The following is a 20,342-nucleotide window of genomic DNA, read 5'->3' on the forward strand; positions in this document are numbered from 1 at the left end:
AAAGGCGCAATATACGATGTACAACTTTATTCTGAATACCCGGCGCATGACCTTTTCTGCCCTGGTCATCGCCATTTATATCGCTGTCCTGTATGTCACTCAGGGCATTTCTTTCGGACCCTACCAGATCCGTATCGCAACGGCTCTCTACGGGCTGGCGTTTCTCTATCCGTTCTTAGTCGTTCCCTTGGGGATCGCTAATTTTATCGCCAACTTTCTCTTTGGCGGGCTGGGCCTCATCGACATGGTCGGCGGCTGTGCCGTCGGCATGATGACGACTTGGCTCATCGTCCAGATCCGGCAGCATCAGGGAAGCCCCTGGCTGGCAGCTCTTCCCATTTGGTGGGTGCCGGCCCTAGTGGTCAGTCTTTGGCTGTCCTATTTATTGAATCTGCCTTACCTGGTACTGGTCAGCAGCCTGGCTGTCGGTCAGCTGCCGCCGGCTATTTGCGGCGTCCTGCTCATTCAGGCGCTTCGTCAGCACTACGTCTTAGAAAAGGAGTTATGATATGAGTCGAAAACAAGAGGACCTTCAAGGCATTACCTTTCTTGGCAATCAGCACACGGCCTATCCGACGGACTACAATCCCGACCTTTTGGAAACCTTCATCAACAAGCATCCCGACCGGGACTATTTCGTCAAGTTCAACTGCCCGGAATTTACCAGTCTCTGCCCGATGACGGGCCAGCCGGACTATGCGACGATTTATATTTCGTACGTACCCGATGAACGGATGGTCGAAAGCAAGGCCTTGAAGCTCTATCTGTTCAGCTTCCGCAACCACGGTGACTTCCACGAAGACTGCGTCAACATCATCATGGACGACCTCATCGAGGCCATGGATCCCAAGTATATCGAAGTCTGGGGAAAATTCCTGCCCCGCGGCGGCATCAGCATCGATCCCTACTGCAATTACGGCCGTCCCGGCACGCCTTGGGCCGACGTTGCCTGGCAGCGCCTGTCACAACATGACTTATATCCCGAAAAAGTAGATAATCGGTGAAACTTCTTACCTTTTCCAGATAATCCATGGTATAATAAAGTATCAATCATAGGAGTGAGGAGTGTTATCTGTGAAATTGAAAAAAGTGCTTTTGGCCCTCGGTTTTTCCCTGGCCTTGTCGGCCTCTGTTTTTGCGGCCGACAATATGTGGCAGTATAACCAATATACATCGATTGACATGAATTCGGCGAAACTCTATTATGATATGGGCCGCCAGATCCTGTCCTTCGAAACAGTGGAAAAATCCGGCGATTCGACGGATTACTGTACCTATGTGTACAACATCGATGACCAGACGATTCAGCTGAAAAAAATGATTACTCAGACTAAGAAGCATAAGTATAAGAGCAGCTTCTATCCCGAATCGATTAAAGACGGCAATGCTGTCATCAAAGCCAGAGCCCGCATGGCCACCGACGTATTAGAAAAGGTCATGGAAAAGCAAAATTCGAAGAAATAAGTCCTTAGTGCAATGTGACTGCTAAGGTCGTCGTCTTCCGTTTGCTTTCCTGATACTTTCCGAAACAGGCCTTGCCGGTACAGGCTACGGATTCAAACGAAAAGGGACTGCTGCATGGAGCGGTTTTCTTCATGCAAGCAGTCCCTCTTTTGTTATTTTCCTTTGACGCAGATGCTAAGCCACTTGGGAAGTCGGTGTTCGACGACGACCCAGGAGTAGGCTGACGAGCAGGCGACGACGATGATATAAATGGCGATGATGTGAATGGCCCGTAGGTAAATGTGCAGGTGAGCCGCAAGGCCCGTGCAGAGGCTGAGAAAGACAGGATGTACCAGGTAGATGGGATAGGAATAATCGCCTAACCTAGAGAAGACTTGATGGACGGCATGGGGCACAGGCCGGCATTCCCACCAGTAGAGGAGAAAGAGCATCGTCGACAAGGTATAGACCATGCCAATCGGGCTGAGCTGGTGAATGGTAAAGACGGCCGATAAAGGGTCGTAGCCGAGGTAATGCATGACGCCGTAGTACGATGCCAGCATACCTGCCGTCGACACGATTTGAAGGCCGTTGATCACCGTGCCGTGCCGCTTGAGCCAGGCTGTGACCGATGAGAAGTGTTCTGCTGTAAAGGCGCCGAACATGAAGATGAACAGATAGTGCAGGACCATGTAGTTCAGGCGCAGATTCGAGGCATCTTCGAGGAAGGGATTGTCCGAATGGAGATTCCAACTGTAGCTCGAGTAAAAATTGAAGATCATGTTGACGATAAAAAGGGCCGTAAAGGAAAGAATCGGCTTGCGGTCCATGAGGCGCAGTAAAGGCCGCCATAAGGGCATGAGCAGGTAGAACCACAAGAGGATGACCAGAAAGTAGATGTGGTACATGGCCAGGCCGTACCATAAGGTGCGAAAGATGGCATAGGGATGAAAGAGTTTGAGATTATGGCTGAGAACCGATACGTAGGCCATGTAGAAAAAAGACCAGGCCAGGTAGGGGACGAAAACCGTCCGCAGTCGACGCTGCAGATAGTCTTTATAGTCAAAGGGCTCGTGGAGTCCTTGGCTGTAAAACATGCCGAAGGCCGACAGGAAAAAGAAGGCCGGGACCGAAAAGCGGGATAAGATTTCTAAGACGGCGACCAGCGCCAAATTCGGAGACGGATTGACGATGGCCACGGATCCGACATGGATGGCAATGACGCCGAGCATGCAAAGTCCGCGCATATAATTGATAGAATGAATAAATCGTTTTGACATCTGACACCTCGGAAGATACAATATAGATACTAAAGATATATCCTATTATAACAAATTTTTGCAAAATGGACAGGGAGGCTGTATGACCGACGACACACAAAAGGTAACCCGAACGGGACTGATACTGGCAGCGACCTTGATTTTACAAGGCCTCAGGCTGGTCATTCCCATACCGCCTCAGATCAGTCTGTTCCTCATCGGGTCTCTGGTCAACGCCTGCCTGATCACGGCCGTCCTTGCCGTCGACCGCAGAGCCGGCTTTGTCGTCGCCGCCTGCACGCCCATCTTTGCCTGGCTCGAAGGGATGCTGCCTTTCGTTCTCTTCGTCTTTCCCGTCGCCATCGGAAACGGGGTGTACGTCTATTGTGCTTGGCGTTGGCAGAAACACGGCCTTCCGGCACTTTTAGTCGGCGCCCTGGCCAAGGCCGCTACCCTTTACGCCTTATTTTATCTGCTCTTTGCCGGCATCGAATTTCCGCCGGCTATGCGCCACCTGCTGTTGACGGCCATGAGCTGGCCCCAGATCATCACCGGTGTCATCGGAGCGCTGCTGGGCTTGGAACTCAGTCGCTATCTGAGCCACCGCCATGAATAGAAAGGATTTTTGATATGCTGCTGCAAATCTTTTATTTTATCCCGGCCATTCTCGGTACCTTGTTTATTGCCGTCGGCCTGTATCACGGTTCCAAATTTTACAGCCTCACCCGGCGCTGCACGCAGGAAGGAATGGGGACCTTGCTGGGATTTGAAGAAAAGAAGATGAAAAGTGGGACCCTCTATTATCCTGTCGTCCGCTTTACGTCCCAAGACGGAAAGACTCATCGGGCACGCTACGCCTTTGGCAATGCTGAATGGAATTATGTAGCTGGTGACGAACTGCCCCTGCGCTATAATCCGGAAAACCCGGAAGAGATTTATCTTCATCAGGTCCAAAGCCTGTGGCAGCAGTACGCCAGCCCGGTATTCATCATCCTGGGGGGCATCATCTTTATGACGTCCTATTACTTCATCTTATAATCATACGGAAAAGGAGGAGTCGCCACATTGGTAGAAAATGAAAAAGCTGTCGCCGCTATGCGGCAATTTTTAGAAGCCCTGGGGCTCGACTTGACGGCGCTGGGAATGGAAAAGACGCCGCACCGCGTGGCTGAGACCTTTGCCCGATTTTTTTCAGGTCTTCAGGAAAACCCCGATGACGAATGGAATAACCCCATCGTGACCCAGTCCAAGGGACTGGTCAGTGTTCGCAACATTCGCTTTCACTCGCTCTGTGAACATCACTTACTGCCTTTTTTTGGCACCGTTCACATCGTATACTACCCGAAAGCTAACCGCATCGCCGGCTTCGGTCATTTCGTTCGGGCTGTCGATATCCTGGCCCGCCGCCCGCAGCTTCAGGAACGGATGACGGAAGAATTGTGCCAGTCCATCGTTCGCGGCCTCGATCCGGAAGGCGTCCTGATCGTCGTCAAAGCGACTCACTTATGCCTTACCATGCGCGATCAGCTGGCCATCGATTCGAATATTATGACGACGGCGACGGCCGGGTGCCTGACAGCAGGAACCGATGCCTATAAAGAAGCCTGGAAGCTGGTCATGGAGGAAAAACAAGATGGATAAAATCATGCTCAAAGGACTTCACTTTTGGGGGCACCACGGCTGCCTGGCATCTGAAGCAGAGCTTGGCCAGCCGTTTCACATCGATATATGCTTGGAAACTGACTTGTCGCAGGCCGGGGCATCCGATGACCTTCACCAGACCGTCGACTACAGTGTCGTCTATTCCCGAATCAAAGACATCGTCGAAAACCGCCGCTATCAACTCATCGAGCGGCTGGGGACGGTCATTGCCGAAGACATTCTCAGCGCCTTTCCTCCCGTCGAAGCCGTGACGGTAACCGTTCACAAGCCCCAGGCACCGATTGGCGGTCTCTTTGACGACGCGGCGGTCGTCCTCGAAAGGCGACGGCATGGCTAGATTTTACCTTAGCATCGGCGCCAATCTGGGGGATCGGGAAGGGACGCTGAAACGAGCCGTGGCTCTCCTCGATGCGAATCCGGACGTGACGGTTACAGCTGTGTCGCCTTTTTACGAAACGCCGCCGTGGGGCAAGGAAGATCAACCTCCTTTTATCAACGGCGCTGTCGCTGTGGAGACAAGTCTTGCCGGTCCGGATCTTCTCGAACGCTGTCTTGCCATTGAGCGGCAGCTGGGGCGGGTACGCCATGAAAAATGGGGTGCCAGGACCATCGATATCGACCTCGTTTACAGCCCGGACGAGGCCTGCCAGACTCAGACCCTGACCTTGCCCCATCCTTATCTAACACAACGGGCTTTCGTATTGGTCCCCCTGCGGGATCTGGTGCCGGACCTCATCCTCTTTGGCCGGCCGATTGATGACTGGCTCGCTCAGCTGCCAGATACAGACGCTATCAGAAGGAAGGATTAACTATGGAAAAGATACTTATTGCAGATGACGAACAACTTATGCGCCAATTGGTCATTGATTTTTTAAAGCCTGAAGGCTACGAAATTTTAGAAGCTGTTGACGGCAAAGAAGCCCTGGATATCTACGACAAGGAACATCTGGATTTGGTCCTTCTCGACGTCATGATGCCCGGTTACGACGGCTGGACCGTATGCCGCGAAATCCGCCGGGAATCGACGGTCCCCATCATGATGCTGACCGCGAAAGGTGAAGAAATAGACCAGCTCTTTGCCTATGATCTCGGTGCGGATGAATACATCACTAAACCCTTCAGCCCGAAGATCCTGGTAGCCAAAATAAAGGCTCTCCTGCGCCGTTCTCAGAACGATTCGGAAACGCAGGAAACCGAAGCTGGCGTGGCCATCGACCGCGATGCTCGCCAGGTCGTCCTCGACGGGAAGAATGTCGACCTCAGCCCGACGGAATATAAGCTCCTGAACTACCTGATGAGCAATACCGGCAAGGCCTTGAGCCGCCGTCAGATCCTGAATCAGATATGGAATTACGATTATTACGGTGATCTGCGCACCGTCGATACCCACATCAACCGCCTGCGCATTAAACTGGGCGACAAAGGCCGCTATATCCGGACTGTCCGCGGCTATGGATACCGTTACGATTCCAAATGAGACGGAAAGGCCTATTATCCTTAAAGGTTAAGACCGGCGTCTATGTCGGCTGCTTTTCCATCTTTTTCATTATCGGCCTGATGCTGGCTGTCGGCTTTGGTTTTGACCGCTACTACTATTCCATGAAAAAGGATGCCATGGTCGAAGCCAGCCAGAAAATCAGTGCTACGTACCAGAAGAAGAATGGACCTGACGAACATTCGCTGGATTCTTTGAGCCAGCGTTACGGCGTCGACATCCTCATCGTCGACCACAGTAAGCTGGTCTACTCGTCGCGGCCCGGGCGACGGGTGTATATACCACCGGAAAAACTTCCCAATGAACACGAAATCGTAGCCGTCGGCAAAGAAGATGAACCGCCAGAAGGCGGGCCTGACGGCAAGCCGCCGGTACACATCAAGGAACTCCTGGACCTCCTCGAGGGCAAGGAGCCCGCTGAAGGTTTGTTGGGAACGGTACACCTTTATAAGGACATGCCTGATTTTGAATATTTTAACCTCGTCGACCGTATCCAGGACGATACGTATATCATCATCAATCAGTCCGTCGCACCGATGCAGGAAAACATCTACATCGTCCAGCATTTCATCATCGTCTGCGGTATCGTTTGGCTCATTGTGGCCTGTGTCAGTACGCTCTACCTGACCCAGCGTATGACAAAACCGCTCATCGAATTGAAGAACCTTGCCGGCGCCATGGCCCACCTCGATTTTTCCAGTAAGTGGAAAGGCAACCTCAGCGATGAAATCGGCGAACTCGGTGAGAGCCTGAATATCTTGTCTAATCAGCTCAATGTCGCCTTGACAGCCCTTCGCCAGTCCAATGAAGAGCTGAAAAAGCAGCTCGACGTAGCCAAAGAAGTCGAACATATGCGAAAAGCCTTCCTGTCGGCCGTGTCCCATGAACTGAAGACGCCCTTGGCCATTATCCAGGGGTACGCCGAAGGCCTCGATACCCTCGATATCGATGAAGAAACGCAGCGACGCTACTGCTCGGTCATCCACAGTGAGACCCAGAAGATGGATAAACTGGTTCGCGATCTATTGAACTTGTCCCGTTTGGAAACGGGTTCCTTCCATTTAGAGCAGACGGTCTTCGACTTTAGCGCCTTGGCAGAAGAAAGCCGGGAACGGTTCTCCAAGGTCATGGAAGACAAGGGCATCATTGCCGAATTTAATCTGCCCGAGACTATGACCGTCTACGGCGATCCGGAACGAATCGATACGATTTTGACTAATTTCTTAAGCAATGCCATCGACTATACCGATGCCGATCAGCATATCCGCCTGTGGGCTGAAGATCTTGGCGAACGGTACCGCATCTCGATTTATAATGAAGGCAGCCATATTGCTGAAAAACATCAGCAGCGCATTTGGGAACCCTTCTATAAGATTGATTCGTCGCGGGCCCGCAGTCCGAAGCGCATCTTCGGCGGCCACGGCTTAGGCCTGGGAACGGTGGCAGCCCTCGTGAAACTCCACGGAGAATCTTATGGCGTGAAGAATGAAAACGGCGGCGTCACCTTCTGGTTTACCCTACGAAAAGAAGGGGACTCAACGCCCGATGAGGCATCCTAAAAGAACCTCCCTGACCCTGACCGGTCCCTTCGTTAGCATGATGTAACGAAGGGGCTGTCAGGAGGCCAGAGAGGTTCTTTGCTGTCTTTATGGTTGTACTTCTAAGTCTTTTCGCATCAGAAGATCGGTCTGTTGGTCATCACCGACGACGAAGGAATGAGCCCCAATCTGGTAAAAGCCGTGCTGCTTGTAAAAGTGGAGGGCTTTGGCGTTTTTCTCCCAGACACCGAGCCATATATATTTCTTTTTCTGCTGAAGGGCAGCGTCGATGGCCTGATCTATCAGATAATGTCCCAAGCCTTGGCCCTGGAACGCTTTCGTAACATAGATACGCTCAATTTCAAGAGAGTCTCCGTCGTGAATATCGGTCTGTGCCGACGACTCGTTCAGCTTCAGGTAGCCGGCCAGCTTATCGCCCCAGTACAGAAAGTAAATGGCGGCATGGGCGTCGGATAATTCGGCTCGGAGTTTTTCCGGGGCATACGCTTTGTCGAGGTAAGCTTCCATATTTTCCGGCGTGTTCATGGCGGCAAAGGTTTCAAAAAAGCACTGCCGGGAAAAGGCCTGAAGGGTGTCTAAATCATCTAGGGTGCATTGTCTAAACTGTGGGATCAAGGTTTTTTCCTCCTGGAATATTGGTGATAGCGATGAATAACCCCCTAACGCAGAACTTAAAAATCGAACGCTAGGGGGTATGATGTATCGTACTAAACTTTGGGCTAACGGCTGTCTTTTGGGATGCAGTTCGTTAAAAGGAACGGTTCCCGAGGGTGGGGTGGCTGCATTTTTTCAGCGTCAGGTGGTCGACGAGGTAGCCCGCCTGTTCGAGGTCGATGTCCTCTTTTTGACCGTCGTGTTCAAAGACGCAGAGCGGCCGGTCGGTACCGACTTCGCCGCCGGGAAGGTAGATGTATTCGCCGGTTTCGGCATCGCCGAAAATGATGCCGGCTAAGAGATGTTTTTGGGCTATTTGACTCATGGCAGGGCCTCCTCGCCGTCGAATTTAATTTCAAGGAGCTTGCAGTCCCGATAGTCTGCCGAAACGAGGTGGAGCAGAGTCCCGTTATAGCGGCGGGGGAACATCGTCCCAGGCTGCATGCCGTGGAGATGGCCGAAGATGCAGAGTGGCACCTTGTATTTTTCTAAGAGTTCTGTAAAGCCGCTGGGCTTGGTAAGGTCGCAGACTGGTGGATAGTGGAGCATGAGAATCGTAGGACCGCCGCCCAGTTTTTCCGCCTCCTGCAGCGTTCGTTCGACGCGCAGCAGTTCGCGGCGGTACGGCTTGGCATCCCGTTCTTCTTGGTAATGGATGTCGCCCGGGCAGATCCAGCCGTGAGTGCCGCAGATGATCGTGCCGTCGTCGAGAACGGCCGTTGAACCGTAGAGATAGTGCATGTTATTTTCGGCATCCATGCGGTTCAGTTTTCCAGCACTGGCCCACCAGTAATCGTGATTGCCGCGGATGATGAGCTTTTTGCCCGGCAAGGCGCGGATTTGATCGAGGTCCTCCTGGGCTTCGTCGAGGCGCATGGCCCACGACGTATCGCCGGCAATGAGGACGGTATCGTCATCGGTGACTCTGTTTTTCCAGTCTTCGGCAATGCGCTGCCAATGATTTTTCCAGCGGGGGCCGAAGACTTCCATCGGCTTTTTTGGCGGATTGCCCGATAAATGTAAGTCACCTATTGCAAATAAACGCATAAATGGATAAGGACCGTCCTTTCTTATAGTTCATGAAGCCGCGTCTGCAGTTCATGGATGAAATGCGCTGAATGGCCTCCGTTTGCAATCTGGGGAATCATGTAGCCGACAAAGAGCGGGTTGGTCAGAAAGCGCGGGATGATTTTGACATATAAGGCATCATCATCGGGAAAGTCATAGAAAAAGATGTTGTAACTGTCGTTAAAGCGGATAAAGGAGTGCATGAAATAATGGGCCGTCGTCTGCATGCAGCGGACGAATTTGCCGAGCTTTTTCCGGTCCTTCAAGATGAGGTTGACTTCGTAAAAGCCGATGATGGGCCGTTTCGACAGGTTGACCGTAAGGCCCTCTTCTTCGAAAATGGTGGGACCGACGAAGTGGAAGGGCTTTATCTCTTCATGGTAGTCATAGTCTTTAAAGCCGACGATCTGCGAATGGGGATGGTGAATCGTTCCACCGGACATGTAGCCGTGGTTCCGATAGAAGACAACCGATTTAAATTTGCCCATATCCTTGACTTGCTGCCATTTTTCGAGGCCGAATTCGATGAGTTTTTGGGCGTATTCCGGTGTATAGTCGGAGAACTCGCCGTCACAGTCATCGGTCTCGATGATGAGGGTCTGCCACGAGTCCTTGAGGACCGGAAAGGCATTTTCAAGCCAAATCATATGGCCCCGTTTTTCCATGACGTTCTTCAAATGGGCGACGTCACAGAAGGGGCAATACCTTTCGTCGCGATGGACCGTATCGGGCTTCGTCTTGCCCAGGTCCAGATTATATTCTAAAATGTGGGATAAGGGATTTTCGTACATACGACCGCTCCTTTTGATGCTTCTTATACATTGTAGCATAGAGAGAGGCAATTTCAAACTGCAATACGACAAAAGGATGTCCGCCAGGCACCGCAGAAGGGCAGTCAAAGTGGGGGCATCCTTAATTTCATTAATTATAGGCAATTCTAGGGGCCTTGTCAAATCGGTCTCGTCTGAAAAAAATATGAAAAATCGCGAAAACGGTGTGACTAAAACTAGAGTAATGTGGTATGATATTGAGTTGAGGATTGATTAAAATCAAGCATGGACTTCCATGATTTTCATTCCATAACTGCCCTTTCATGTACGTTGTGAAGGTTTTTCGATAGATGATGTGTAAAGGAGGAACTATACATGAGTATTCATATTGCTGCCCGCGACGGCGAAATCGCCGATCGCATCCTACTTCCCGGAGATCCGCTGCGTGCGAAATATATTGCTGAAAATTTTTTGGATGACACCTTCTGCTATACCCGGATCCGCAATATCCTCGGCTATACCGGAACCTATAAAGGCGTCCGCCTGTCCGTTCAAGGGACGGGTATGGGGATTCCTTCCATTTCTATTTACGCGACGGAATTGATGCGCGACTACGGCGTCAAAAAGCTGATTCGCGTCGGTACCTGCGGTGCCATGCGCCAGGATATCAAACTCCGCGACGTCATCATGGCCCAGGGGGCGACGACCGATTCGTCGATTATCCGCAATATTTTCGGCGGCTCGATCAACTATGCGCCCTTAGCGGACTTTACCCTCTTGTGCCAGGCTTATGGTCAGGCAGCGGCCCTCGGCGTCCCGGCAAGGGTCGGCAACGTCGTCTCTGTCGACCGCTTTTACGATGAAGAAATCGACAACGAAAAACTGACCCAGTACGGCATCATGGCCGTCGAAATGGAAACGGCCGGCCTCTATACGGCAGCGGCTAAATTCGGAGCCAAGGCCTTGGGACTGTTTACGGTCAGCGACCACTTATTGACCGGAGAAGCCTGCACGCCGGAAGAACGGCAGACGTCCTTTGATGATATGATTCAGATTGCCTTAGAAACGGCTATCTTGGAGTGAGGTTTTTATGAAAGTAAAAGAATTACAAGTTATTGACAGCCACTTTCACTTTTGTGACTTTCCCGGCTTCGACCAGGTAGCCCTGGCAGCCGGCTATACCAATACGGAAGAATCACTGCACCAGGCCTTTATCGAAAACAACGTCGTCCACGGCGTCGTCATGAGCAATAAGACCTTGGATGCCAAAAAACATAACTATCCGGAGTATATGAGCTACTGCATCGGTATCGACAGCCTGACCGGCAACGACGACATGGACAGTATCGCTGCCAATGTCGAAGAAAACTTAAAGAAAAGTCAGTGCTGCGGCATCAAGCTCTATCCGGGGTACAGCCATATCTACGTCTACGACGAGTGGTACGATCCGATTTATGAATTGGCCGAAAAGTATGATAAACCCGTCGCCATCCACACCGGGCTGACGGCGACGGCCAATGCCCTTTTGAAATACAGCCATCCCCTGACCCTCGACGAAGCGGCTGTGCGCCATCCTAACGTCCAGTTGGTCATGTGCCACATCGGCAATCCCTTTCTGCAGGATGCCATTGCCGTCTTAGAAAAGAATCACAACGTTGCCGTCGATCTGTCCGGACTCCTTGAAGGCAAGGTGCCCGATATGGTTGCCTTCCTTCGCAATAAACGGGGCTACATTTCCATGCTCCGGGATTGGCTCAAGTATCTCGGCGCCTATGACCGGGTCATGTTCGGGACGGACTGGCCCTTGGCTAATATTGCCGACTACATTTCATTTGTAAAAGGTTTCATCCCCGAAGCTTACTGGGATGACGTATTCTTTAATAATGCCAACCGCATCTACAAACTCGGCTTATAAGCCGGTGTGATGCACGGTAAGGGAGGAAATTGTTTGTACACTGTAACCAAGCGGCTGGAAGTATCCGCATCTCACCACTTAGTCCTCGACTACGCCAGCAAATGTCAAAATCTCCATGGCCACAACTGGATCATTCACGTGACCTGTCAGGCTGAAGCGCTCGATCACAACGGCATGGTCGTCGACTTCAAAAAGATTAAAGAACTGGTCCATTCCAAGATGGATCATCAGAATTTAAACGACGTCTTTGATTTCAATCCGACGGCAGAAAACATTGCCAAGTGGATTTGTGACACCGTGCCGAACTGCGTCCGGGCCGAGGTCCAGGAAAGCGAAGGGAACGTGGCTATTTATGAAGTATAGTCTCTGTGTCAATGAGATCTTCGACAGCATCGACGGCGAAGGGAAGACGGCCGGCCAGCTGGCTTCCTTCATCCGCCTGTGCGGCTGTAACCTGCGTTGTTCTTACTGTGACACGACCTATGCCTTTACGGAAGGGAAGGACATGGACGTCGACGACATCGTAAAACAGGTGTCGTACCCCCACGTTACCCTGACCGGCGGCGAACCCCTCTGTCAGGACGTGCATGCCCTGCTGGCGGCCCTAAAAGGCCATAGCGTCAATATTGAAACCAACGGCAGCGTCGACATCGAACCCTATTTTAAGTACGATCACGTCTGGTTCACCGTCGACTACAAGAGCCTGTCGTCGGATATGGCCGGCCGGATGCTGGAGAGTAATTTTGAAAAACTCCGGCCTCAGGATGTCCTGAAGTTCGTCGTCGGCGACGAAGCCGACCTCAAGCAGGCCTTAGCCGTCTACCGGCGCTATCAGCCGAAGTGCGCTGTCTACGTCGGGGCGATCTTTGGACAGATTGAGCCGGCGCAGATCGTCGACTTTATGAAAGAACATGAACTGATGGACTGGCACCTTCAGGTCCAGCTCCATAAAATCATCTGGGATCCTCAATTGCGAGGAGTATAACCAAAAACGACAAAACGCCGTTATCCGCAGAGCTGCGGGTAACGGCGTTTTTTAAAGATGGCCCGGTCATCTTCTAACATGTGGTGGAAACAGAATAACGTAGCGTCCGTATCGGTCAGGCTGTCATGCCAACTGCGGTGGTTGTCATAGCCATAATAGGCGGCGCAGTTTCGCAGTTTGGCATAGGTGATGGTCTTCGTTTCCTTATAGTGGATGAGAGAAAAAGCCTCGGCCAGGTCCAGGTAGATATCGCGGTCGGGCAGGACGACGCCCGATTCATAGAGGCGTTCGATATCGTTGAAGGTACCGTAGCCGACGATGAGGTCTGCGTCCATGAAAAGACGGCTGACTTCATCGGCCCAGAGGATGAAGGGATCTTCATGGGCGACTTGTTCCGGCGTGATATGATTGACTTCCATCGCTTCGTCCCATCGTTCCGTGTGGATGGGTTTGAAATAGCGGTTCAAGAGAACCTGGCCAAAACCATTCATGATGGAAAGCTGAATGATTTCGGCATCTGCCGTAAGTCCCGTCGTCTCTAAGTCGAGGGTCAGGATGCGGGCCGGATCGAGTCCGCGGATCGCTTCTTTGATAGCCGGCGACAGGCGGATGCTTTGGCGACGGGCCTTTTCCTTTTTGGACAGCATCTTTTTCATGGAAAAACCTCCTTTCTTCACAATAACGGTATTATTATAGGAAGAAAGGAGGTTTTTGTCAATTTATAGCAGGAAATAGGCGGGCGAAGTGATTATTCGTAATAGCCATTCGGTTTTTCCGAGAAGTTGATAAGGATGTTCTTGGTCTGCATGTAGTGGTACATGGTCGACTTATCCGTTTCACGGCCGATACCGGAGAGTTTATAGCCGCCGAAAGGAGCGCCGGCCGGCAGGGCATTGTAGGTGTTGACCCACATACGACCCGTCTGCACGCCTTTGGCTACGCGCAGAGCACGGTTGATGTCGCGGGTCCATACGGCGCCGCCGAGACCGTAAATGCTGTCGTTCGCCATATCGATGACTTCTTCTTCCGTATCGAAGGGGATGATGACGACGACCGGCCCGAAGATTTCTTCCTGGGCGATGCGCATGTCATTCTTGACGTCGGCGAAGATGGTCGGACGGATGAAGTTACCTTTTTCGAGGCCGTCGGTGGTGATCTTTTCACCGCCGCATACCAGGCGGGCACCTTCTTTTTTGCCGAGTTCGATGTAGCTCAAAATCTTTTCGAGCTGCCGTTCGTCGACCTGAGCACCCATCTGCGTTTCTTTCAGCCAAGGCAGGCCGACTTTGACGCGGTTGAAGCGTTCAGCCAATTCGTTTACGAATTTGTCGTAAATGCTGCGCTGTACGAAGATACGGGAACCGGCGCTGCAGACCTGGCCCTGGTTGAAGAGGATGCCGAATTCGGCGCCTTCCATAGCCATGTCCCATTTGCAGTCTTCAAAGAAGATGTTAGCCGATTTGCCGCCGAGTTCAAGGGTAGCCGGAATGAGTTTTTCCTGAGCTGCTTTGTAGACGTCGCGGCCGATTTCCGTCGAACCCGTGAAGGCCAATTTCTGGATATCCGGATGGTCGAGGAGATACTGACCGGAACGGGAGCCCTTACCGGTAATGATATTGACGACACCGGCAGGCAGGACGCCTTCTAAGAGGTGCATCAATTCGAGGAGGCTGAGGGACGTCGAGCTCGACGGTTTGAGGACGATCGTGCAGCCGGCAGCCAAGGCCGGAGCCAGTTTCCAAGCACCCATGAGGAAGGGGAAGTTCCAGGGGATGACCTGGCCGACGACACCGATCGGTTCATGGATGACGATACTCATCATGTTTTCATCGAGGCTCGAGACGCGGCCTTCTTCGTCGCGAAGGACGGCGGCAAAGTAACGGAAGTGGTCGGCACTGTACGGGATGTCGATGTTTCTCGTTTCACGAATCGGCTTGCCGTTGTCGAGGGATTCGATGAGGGCTAGTTTATCGGCGTTCTGGTCGATAACATCAGCGATTTTTAAGAGGATGTTCTGACGGTCGATGGGGGATACCTTTTTCCAAGCCGGGAAAGCAGCTTCGGCGGCACGGACGGCAGCGTCGACGTCTTCTTTCGTCGCTTCGGCGCAGACCGATAACTGTTCACCGTTAGAAGGATTGAAGGCTTTGAAGGTTGAGCCGTCGCTGGCGGGAACCCATTTGCCGTTAATATAGAGGTCGTAAGATGAGCGAATAGCATTTTCCATGAATTAACACTCCCTTTTTGTATGATTTTAAAATTTAAGTAAAAATTGTTCTTTGTTATTGCTAAATGCATTATAGCATAAGTGTACGAAAATGGTCAATATTGTACTAAAAAGAACGTAATACAAAATGGTTTATGAAAAAAAGTGAGATATATGGCGCCTTTTGCCATGCTTACAAATAGAAGAAAACCATGTGATTCCCTTATTATAGTACGCAAATAGAAAGTACTTCTCCTATTTTTTTACGAGGAAACATCAGGTAACGTCACTCGCTCATGCTGCAAAATCCTTGACAAACGAAGGGGGATTCGGATTCGTATATATTATTTTGAAGATAAAGAGATTTTTCTGGGTCTTATAAATCCATACTGCAAAGGGCGCGGTACAGGTCAACCATCTTAGGGGCTTGTAAGGCGGAATGGACAGACTTAACGTTCTGAAAGGTTGCTTACCGCAACGGTGGGGCCTTGCGATCGGTTACGAAAGGTGCCGGTTTGCAAATATCAGGAAAGCACGCTAAAATAGATAGCGTACACAACAAGTATAGATTTCAGGAGTATAGCCAATGTATAAATACGTCTTATTTGACCTCGATGGAACTTTAACTGATTCTAAAGAGGGTATTATTAATTCCGTGGCCTATGCCTTAGAAAAGATGGGCATTTCTTCAGAAGGCCGCCTCGATCCGCACGTCATCGTCGGACCGCCGCTCTTAGATACCTTTGAAGGCTATTATGGCTTTTCCCCGGAAAAAGCCCGTCAAGCCTATTCCTTTTTCCAGGAACGGTACAGTACGATTGGAAAGTTTGAAAACCGTGCTTTTGAAGGCATCGTTCCTTTATTAAAGAATTTAAAAGAAAAGGGCATTCGCTCTTTTGTGGCCACTTCGAAGCCTCAGGTCCATGCCGAAGCGATTTGTGAAAAATTCGGTCTAGCACCGTATTTAGAAGCCATTGCCGGTCCTGCCATTGGTGGCACCGATTCTAAGGCTGACGTCATGGCTCGTATCTTAAAAGGCATCGGATCCATTCAAAAAGGGGAAGCAGTCATGGTCGGCGACCGTAAATTCGATATCATCGGCGCTCACGAACTGGGCCTTCCCGTCATTTACGCTGGCTACGGCTACGGCAATGGAGCGGAACGAAAAGAGTATCGTCCCGATTATATCGCCGAGACCGTTGAAGACCTCGGCCGGATGCTGCTTTCTGACTGACTCATTCACTGCGATGGCCGTAAGGCACAGTGACCTATAAATATATACTGATTTTATGTAAGCTATATTATACGACATATCATGATAAGGAGTGTTTTTATGAAGTTACAAGAAAAACAAAAGATTCACGGCTTTACTGTTGAGCGTTCGCAGTACGTTCCGGAACTCCACAGCCAGGCTTATGAACTGCATCACGACCAGTCCGGTGCCCGTCTGCTTTATATTGAAAATGACGACGACAATAAGGTCTTTTCCATCTCCTTCCGGACGACGCCGTCGGACAGCACCGGTGTGCCTCATATCTGCGAGCATTCGACCCTTTGCGGTTCCCGGAAATTCCCGTTAAAAGAACCCTTCGTCGAATTGGTCAAAGGTTCGCTCAATACCTTCCTCAACGCCATGACCTTCCCCGATAAGACGATGTATCCCGTGGCCAGCCGTAATGCCGCCGACTTCAAGAATTTGATGGACGTTTACATGGACGCCGTCTTCTTCCCGAATATGTTAAAGGATAAACAGGTCTTGATGCAGGAAGGCTGGCATTACCATCTCGATTCGGCCGACAGCGACCTCATTTACCGCGGCGTCGTCTATAATGAAATGAAAGGCGTCTTTTCGTCGCCCGATTCCCAGCTTGAACGGCACGTCATGGAAAATCTCTTCCCCGATACGACCTATGGCGTCGAATCTGGCGGGGATCCCGACGACATTCCAAATCTGACCCAGGAAGACTTCGTCAAATTCCACGGCACGTACTATCATCCGGCCAACAGCTATATCTTCCTCTACGGCGATATGGACATCGACCAGACCTTGGCCTTCATCGATGGCGAATACCTTAGTAAGTTCCAGCTCCAGTCCGTCGATTCGGCCATCGGCCGCCAGGCTTTCCCAGGCAGCACCGTAAAGACCTATCCTTACGGCATCGCCTCTGGGGAAAAAACGGAACACAAGACCCTCCACAGCCTGACCTACGTCATCGATCAGGCCCTCGATCCGACGGTCGCCTTGGCCTTTAAAGTCCTGACCTACGTCCTTCTCCAGTCGCCGGCAGCGCCCCTTAAGAAGGCTCTCGTCGATGCCGGTCTTGGCAAAGATATTTCCGGTGACTTCCAGGACGGCATCCTGCAGCCTTTGTGGGGCATCTCCGTCAACGGCTCCGATCCGGATAAGCAGGACAAGATCATGCCCATCGTCACCGATGTGTTGCGCCGCATGGTCAAAGACGGCCTCGACAAGACGCTGCTTACCGGCGCTTTGAACCGGACGGAATTTACCCTGCGTGAAGCCGACTTTGCCGGTCGTCCTAAGGGCCTCATCTATGCCATTCGCTGCATGGATACTTGGCTCTATGACCTCGATCCCTTAGAAGCCTTGTCTTATGAAAAATCCCTCGACGTCCTGCGTAAGGGCATCGACAGCGGTTATTTTGAAGACTTGATTCAGCGCTATATCCTCGACAATTCCTACTACGCCCTGGTATCCTTGGTACCGGAACCGGGCCTTACGGAAAAACGCGATAAAGCCTTAGCCGATAAGTTGGCAGCTTATAAAGCGTCGCTTACGAAGGAAGAAATCGATGCCATCGTCGCCGAATCGGCAGCCCTGAAACAGCGCCAGGCTACACCGGACACGCCGGAAGCCTTGGAATCGATTCCGACCTTATCCCGGGACGACCTCGAAAAGAAAATCGATACGGTAGTCATGCATAAAGAACAGCTCGGCGATGTGACCTTGTGCCACGTGCCGGACGAAACGAATGGCATTACCTACATCAATGCCTACTTCGACCTTCACGGCCTGACGCGGGAAGAAATTTCCTATGCCTATCTCTTGAGCGATATCCTCGGCGATATTGACACCAAGTCCCATACGTATGGCGAATTGGCGTCCCTCATCGACCTCTACACCGGCGGCATCGGCTACAGTGTTTCGGCCTATTCCAACCGCGTGGACAATACCGATTACATGCCGGTCTTCCGGATCAAGGCCAAGGGATTAGCCCTCAATTTCGACAAATTGATCGACCTTTTGCGGGAAATCTCCTTGGAAACGGTCTTTACCAATAAGGAACGACTGATCGAACTCGTCGACGAAATCAAGGCTGGCTGGGATATGGACACCTTCCGCCGGGGTCATACGATCGTCATGCACCGCGTCTTATCGTACGTCTCGCCTGTAGAAGCTTTCTGCGATGCCGGAGAATTCTCGTACTATGAATTCATCACCGACATTGCCAAACGCATCAAGACCGATGCCGATGACATCGGCGAAAAACTGGCAACCCTCATGGAAAAAATCTTCAGTCGTTCGGCCCTGACCTTAGAAATGACGGCCAGTGACAGCGATTGGGAAGGGGCCAAAGCCAGTGCTTCCAGCTGGACAAAAGCCCTGCCGCAGGGAGAAAAACGGACCGGTCTCTGCGACTTTGGCCTCAGCGCCAAGAACGAAGGCATCATGACCAGCGGTACCGTCCAGTATGTCGCTAAAGGCGGCAATTTCCGCGGTCACGGCTACGACTATACCGGTGCCCTGATGGTCCTCGACACGATCCTCCAGTACGGTTACTTGTGGACCAAGGTCCGCGTCCAAGGCGGGGCCTACGGCGCCTTTACCCGCTTCTATGACAACGGCGACATGGTATTTTGCTCCTACCGCGACCCGAACCTGCGCTCCAGCGTCGAAGCCTATGACGGCTTGGCGGAATACTTAAAGACCTTTGACGTATCGGATCGGGAAATGACGAAATACGTCATCGGTACCCTGAGCCGCATCGACGTGCCCTTAACGCCGTCCCTGCGCGGTGAAAAAGCTATGACCCGCTACTTTACGGGAACGACGGATGAAGTCGCCCAGGCTCGCCGCGATCAGCTCCTGGCGACGACGGTCGCCGATATCAAGGCGTTGGCCCCTCTCATCGGATCGGTCATGGAAGACAACAATCTCTGCGTCATGGGTAGTGAAGCGACGATTCGCCAGGAAAAAGACCTGTTTACGAACCTCGTTTCCCTTCCCGACTAAGGCGTGGCTTCCATGCGAGGCCGATTTGCTCCGAGCCCGACGGGCTATATTCATCTCGGCAACGTCTGGTCGGCCTTCTTGGCCTGGCTCCAAGTGCGCCAGGCCGGAGGCACCTTGGTCCTTCGGATTGAAGATATCGATGAACAGCGTTCGAAGGCCGTTTACACCAAGGCCCTTATGGAAGACCTTTCCTGGCTGGGCCTTACCTGGGACGAAGGTCCCGATGTGGGAGGCCCTTACGGGCCCTATATCCAGCAAGAACGCTACGATCGTTATGATGAGGCCTTGGCGGTGCTGCGGGAAAAGGGACTGCTCTATCCCTGTTACTGCAGTCGGACGCGGCTTCAGGCCATCGGTGCGCCCCATGCCGGCGAGCATACCGTCTACGACGGCCATTGTTATGGCCTCAGTGAAGATGAGCGCCGCCGTATGACCAAGAAACCATCGTGGCGCATCCACGTATCGAAGGAGACGGTTTCCTTTACCGACTCCGTTTACGGCCGGCAGCAGGACGATCTGCCGAGCTCCTGCGGTGACTTCGTCGTTCGCCGGGCCGATGATATGTATGCCTATCAACTGGCCGTTTCCGTCGATGACGGGAGCATGGCTATTACCCACGTCCTGCGCGGCGAAGATTTGCTGTCGTCAACGGCGCAGCAGATCTGGCTCATGAAGATCCTCGGCTATGAGGCCCCTTGCTATACCCACGTGCCGATGCTCATCGACGGCGATGGGAACCGCCTGTCAAAACGGCAGCAAGGCATTACCGTCCGCGCCCTCAGGCAGGACGGCGTCGATGCCGAGACGATATTGTCCCACCTGGCTTACGCCGGCGGCTTGGTCCCTGAACGGCGCCGCTACAGCCGGGCCGATTTGGTCAACATCTGTGACTTCAAAAAACTGCGAACAGAACCGATTGTGATTGCCGGAACGATGAAGTAAATCGGTTTACTAAACGATATATTAAAAAAAGTAGGCTGTCGCCAGAGCGACAGCTTATTTTTTTTACCATTTCTTGTCAACATTATTGTCACAAGGTGTGTAAATGTGGTAGAATGTGGTGGAGAGTGA

Annotated in this window: 24 protein-coding genes; 17 read left to right on the forward strand and 7 right to left on the reverse strand. The window is 51.8% G+C overall.

Annotated elements, in window-relative coordinates; all coding sequences use genetic code 11:
* Positions 1 to 16 precede the first annotated feature (16 nt).
* The 3 genes from HMPREF3201_RS10235 to HMPREF3201_RS10245 all read left to right on the forward strand — a co-directional run bounded on the left by HMPREF3201_RS10235 (position 17) and on the right by HMPREF3201_RS10245 (position 1,464).
* Positions 17 to 508 (forward strand): QueT transporter family protein, encoded by a 492-nt coding sequence (locus HMPREF3201_RS10235; RefSeq protein WP_062412971.1) that lies wholly within the window; start codon positions 17 to 19, stop codon positions 506 to 508.
* Between the two features lies 1 nt (position 509).
* Complete coding sequence (queF, locus tag HMPREF3201_RS10240) at positions 510 to 1,004, forward strand: preQ(1) synthase (RefSeq protein WP_062412972.1); 495 nt, start codon at positions 510 to 512, stop codon at positions 1,002 to 1,004.
* 70 nt (positions 1,005 to 1,074) lie between these two features.
* Entirely contained in the window at positions 1,075 to 1,464 is a 390-nt protein-coding gene (locus HMPREF3201_RS10245; protein ID WP_062412973.1) for a hypothetical protein, read from the forward strand.
* Positions 1,465 to 1,616: 152 nt separating this feature from the next.
* On the opposite strand, the gene HMPREF3201_RS10250 is transcribed toward HMPREF3201_RS10245, so the two are convergent.
* On the reverse strand, positions 1,617 to 2,723 hold the full coding sequence (locus HMPREF3201_RS10250; protein ID WP_062412974.1) for an acyltransferase: 1,107 nt from the start codon (positions 2,721 to 2,723) through the stop codon (positions 1,617 to 1,619).
* An 82-nt stretch (positions 2,724 to 2,805) separates the two neighbouring features.
* Between HMPREF3201_RS10250 and HMPREF3201_RS10255 the strand changes: the two genes are divergently transcribed.
* Genes HMPREF3201_RS10255 through HMPREF3201_RS10285 form a run of 7 tightly spaced genes read left to right on the forward strand, consistent with a single transcriptional unit; the run spans position 2,806 to position 7,418 of the window.
* Positions 2,806 to 3,318: a hypothetical protein gene (locus HMPREF3201_RS10255; RefSeq protein WP_062412975.1), complete on the forward strand. Its 513-nt coding sequence runs from the start codon at positions 2,806 to 2,808 to the stop codon at positions 3,316 to 3,318.
* Between the two features lie 14 nt (positions 3,319 to 3,332).
* Positions 3,333 to 3,740, forward strand: coding sequence for a DUF3592 domain-containing protein (locus HMPREF3201_RS10260; protein WP_062412976.1), 408 nt, complete (start codon positions 3,333 to 3,335; stop codon positions 3,738 to 3,740).
* A 27-nt stretch (positions 3,741 to 3,767) separates the two neighbouring features.
* Entirely contained in the window at positions 3,768 to 4,343 is a 576-nt protein-coding gene (gene folE / locus HMPREF3201_RS10265; protein WP_072272086.1) for a GTP cyclohydrolase I, read from the forward strand.
* Positions 4,336 to 4,701, forward strand: a complete 366-nt coding sequence (folB, locus tag HMPREF3201_RS10270; RefSeq protein ID WP_062412977.1) for a dihydroneopterin aldolase — start codon at positions 4,336 to 4,338, stop codon at positions 4,699 to 4,701. Before folE ends, folB begins: the two co-directional genes overlap by 8 nt.
* Positions 4,694 to 5,173 carry a 2-amino-4-hydroxy-6-hydroxymethyldihydropteridine diphosphokinase gene (gene folK, locus HMPREF3201_RS10275; protein WP_062412978.1) on the forward strand — a complete coding sequence of 160 codons (480 nt, stop codon included), beginning with the start codon at positions 4,694 to 4,696 and terminating at the stop codon, positions 5,171 to 5,173. Before folB ends, folK begins: the two co-directional genes overlap by 8 nt.
* Before the next feature lie 2 nt (positions 5,174 to 5,175).
* A complete protein-coding gene (locus HMPREF3201_RS10280; protein ID WP_062412979.1) occupies positions 5,176 to 5,841 on the forward strand; it encodes a response regulator transcription factor in 666 nt (221 codons plus the stop codon).
* A complete protein-coding gene (locus HMPREF3201_RS10285) occupies positions 5,838 to 7,418 on the forward strand; it encodes a sensor histidine kinase (RefSeq protein ID WP_062412980.1) in 1,581 nt (526 codons plus the stop codon). The genes HMPREF3201_RS10280 and HMPREF3201_RS10285 overlap by 4 nt, the downstream gene beginning before the upstream one ends.
* Before the next feature lie 87 nt (positions 7,419 to 7,505).
* Here the strand turns inward: HMPREF3201_RS10285 and HMPREF3201_RS10290 are convergent, their stop codons facing one another.
* From HMPREF3201_RS10290 to HMPREF3201_RS10305, 4 genes are all read right to left on the reverse strand, one after another.
* On the reverse strand, positions 7,506 to 8,033 hold the full coding sequence (locus tag HMPREF3201_RS10290) for a GNAT family N-acetyltransferase (protein ID WP_062412981.1): 528 nt from the start codon (positions 8,031 to 8,033) through the stop codon (positions 7,506 to 7,508).
* A 133-nt stretch (positions 8,034 to 8,166) separates the two neighbouring features.
* The gene (locus HMPREF3201_RS10295) at positions 8,167 to 8,397 is read right to left on the reverse strand and encodes a hypothetical protein (RefSeq protein WP_062412982.1); all 231 of its coding nucleotides are present in this window, start codon (positions 8,395 to 8,397) and stop codon (positions 8,167 to 8,169) included.
* The gene (locus HMPREF3201_RS10300) at positions 8,394 to 9,119 is read right to left on the reverse strand and encodes a metallophosphoesterase (protein ID WP_062412983.1); all 726 of its coding nucleotides are present in this window, start codon (positions 9,117 to 9,119) and stop codon (positions 8,394 to 8,396) included. Before HMPREF3201_RS10300 ends, HMPREF3201_RS10295 begins: the two co-directional genes overlap by 4 nt.
* 23 nt (positions 9,120 to 9,142) lie before the next feature.
* Positions 9,143 to 9,931 (reverse strand): DUF4931 domain-containing protein, encoded by a 789-nt coding sequence (locus HMPREF3201_RS10305; protein WP_062412984.1) that lies wholly within the window; start codon positions 9,929 to 9,931, stop codon positions 9,143 to 9,145.
* A gap of 354 nt (positions 9,932 to 10,285) precedes the next feature.
* On the opposite strand from HMPREF3201_RS10305, the gene deoD reads away from it, so the two are divergent.
* The 4 genes from deoD to HMPREF3201_RS10325 are packed head-to-tail and all read left to right on the forward strand — an operon-like array spanning position 10,286 to position 12,810.
* A complete protein-coding gene (gene deoD / locus HMPREF3201_RS10310) occupies positions 10,286 to 10,993 on the forward strand; it encodes a purine-nucleoside phosphorylase (protein WP_062412985.1) in 708 nt (235 codons plus the stop codon).
* 7 nt (positions 10,994 to 11,000) lie between these two features.
* Complete coding sequence (locus HMPREF3201_RS10315; protein WP_062412986.1) at positions 11,001 to 11,825, forward strand: amidohydrolase family protein; 825 nt, start codon at positions 11,001 to 11,003, stop codon at positions 11,823 to 11,825.
* Positions 11,826 to 11,858: 33 nt separating this feature from the next.
* Entirely contained in the window at positions 11,859 to 12,188 is a 330-nt protein-coding gene (queD, locus tag HMPREF3201_RS10320; protein ID WP_062412987.1) for a 6-carboxytetrahydropterin synthase QueD, read from the forward strand.
* Positions 12,178 to 12,810: a radical SAM protein gene (locus HMPREF3201_RS10325; RefSeq protein WP_062412988.1), complete on the forward strand. Its 633-nt coding sequence runs from the start codon at positions 12,178 to 12,180 to the stop codon at positions 12,808 to 12,810. The genes queD and HMPREF3201_RS10325 overlap by 11 nt, the downstream gene beginning before the upstream one ends.
* A 20-nt stretch (positions 12,811 to 12,830) precedes the next feature.
* Here HMPREF3201_RS10325 and HMPREF3201_RS10330 read toward each other — a convergent pair whose 3' ends face one another.
* Positions 12,831 to 13,466, reverse strand: coding sequence for a 3'-5' exonuclease (locus HMPREF3201_RS10330; protein WP_062412989.1), 636 nt, complete (start codon positions 13,464 to 13,466; stop codon positions 12,831 to 12,833).
* A gap of 92 nt (positions 13,467 to 13,558) precedes the next feature.
* On the reverse strand, positions 13,559 to 15,037 hold the full coding sequence (locus HMPREF3201_RS10335; protein ID WP_062412990.1) for an aldehyde dehydrogenase family protein: 1,479 nt from the start codon (positions 15,035 to 15,037) through the stop codon (positions 13,559 to 13,561).
* A gap of 565 nt (positions 15,038 to 15,602) precedes the next feature.
* Between HMPREF3201_RS10335 and HMPREF3201_RS10340 the strand changes: the two genes are divergently transcribed.
* The 3 genes from HMPREF3201_RS10340 (at position 15,603) to gluQRS (ending at position 20,213) form a co-directional block, all read left to right on the forward strand.
* Entirely contained in the window at positions 15,603 to 16,250 is a 648-nt protein-coding gene (locus tag HMPREF3201_RS10340; protein WP_062412991.1) for an HAD hydrolase-like protein, read from the forward strand.
* Between the two features lie 99 nt (positions 16,251 to 16,349).
* Entirely contained in the window at positions 16,350 to 19,271 is a 2,922-nt protein-coding gene (locus HMPREF3201_RS10345; protein ID WP_062412992.1) for an insulinase family protein, read from the forward strand.
* 12 nt (positions 19,272 to 19,283) lie between these two features.
* Complete coding sequence (gene gluQRS / locus HMPREF3201_RS10350) at positions 19,284 to 20,213, forward strand: tRNA glutamyl-Q(34) synthetase GluQRS (RefSeq protein ID WP_062412993.1); 930 nt, start codon at positions 19,284 to 19,286, stop codon at positions 20,211 to 20,213.
* Positions 20,214 to 20,342: the final 129 nt, after the last annotated feature.

It is taken from the genome of Megasphaera sp. MJR8396C (genome assembly GCF_001546855.1).
Lineage (GTDB): Bacteria > Bacillota > Negativicutes > Veillonellales > Megasphaeraceae > Megasphaera.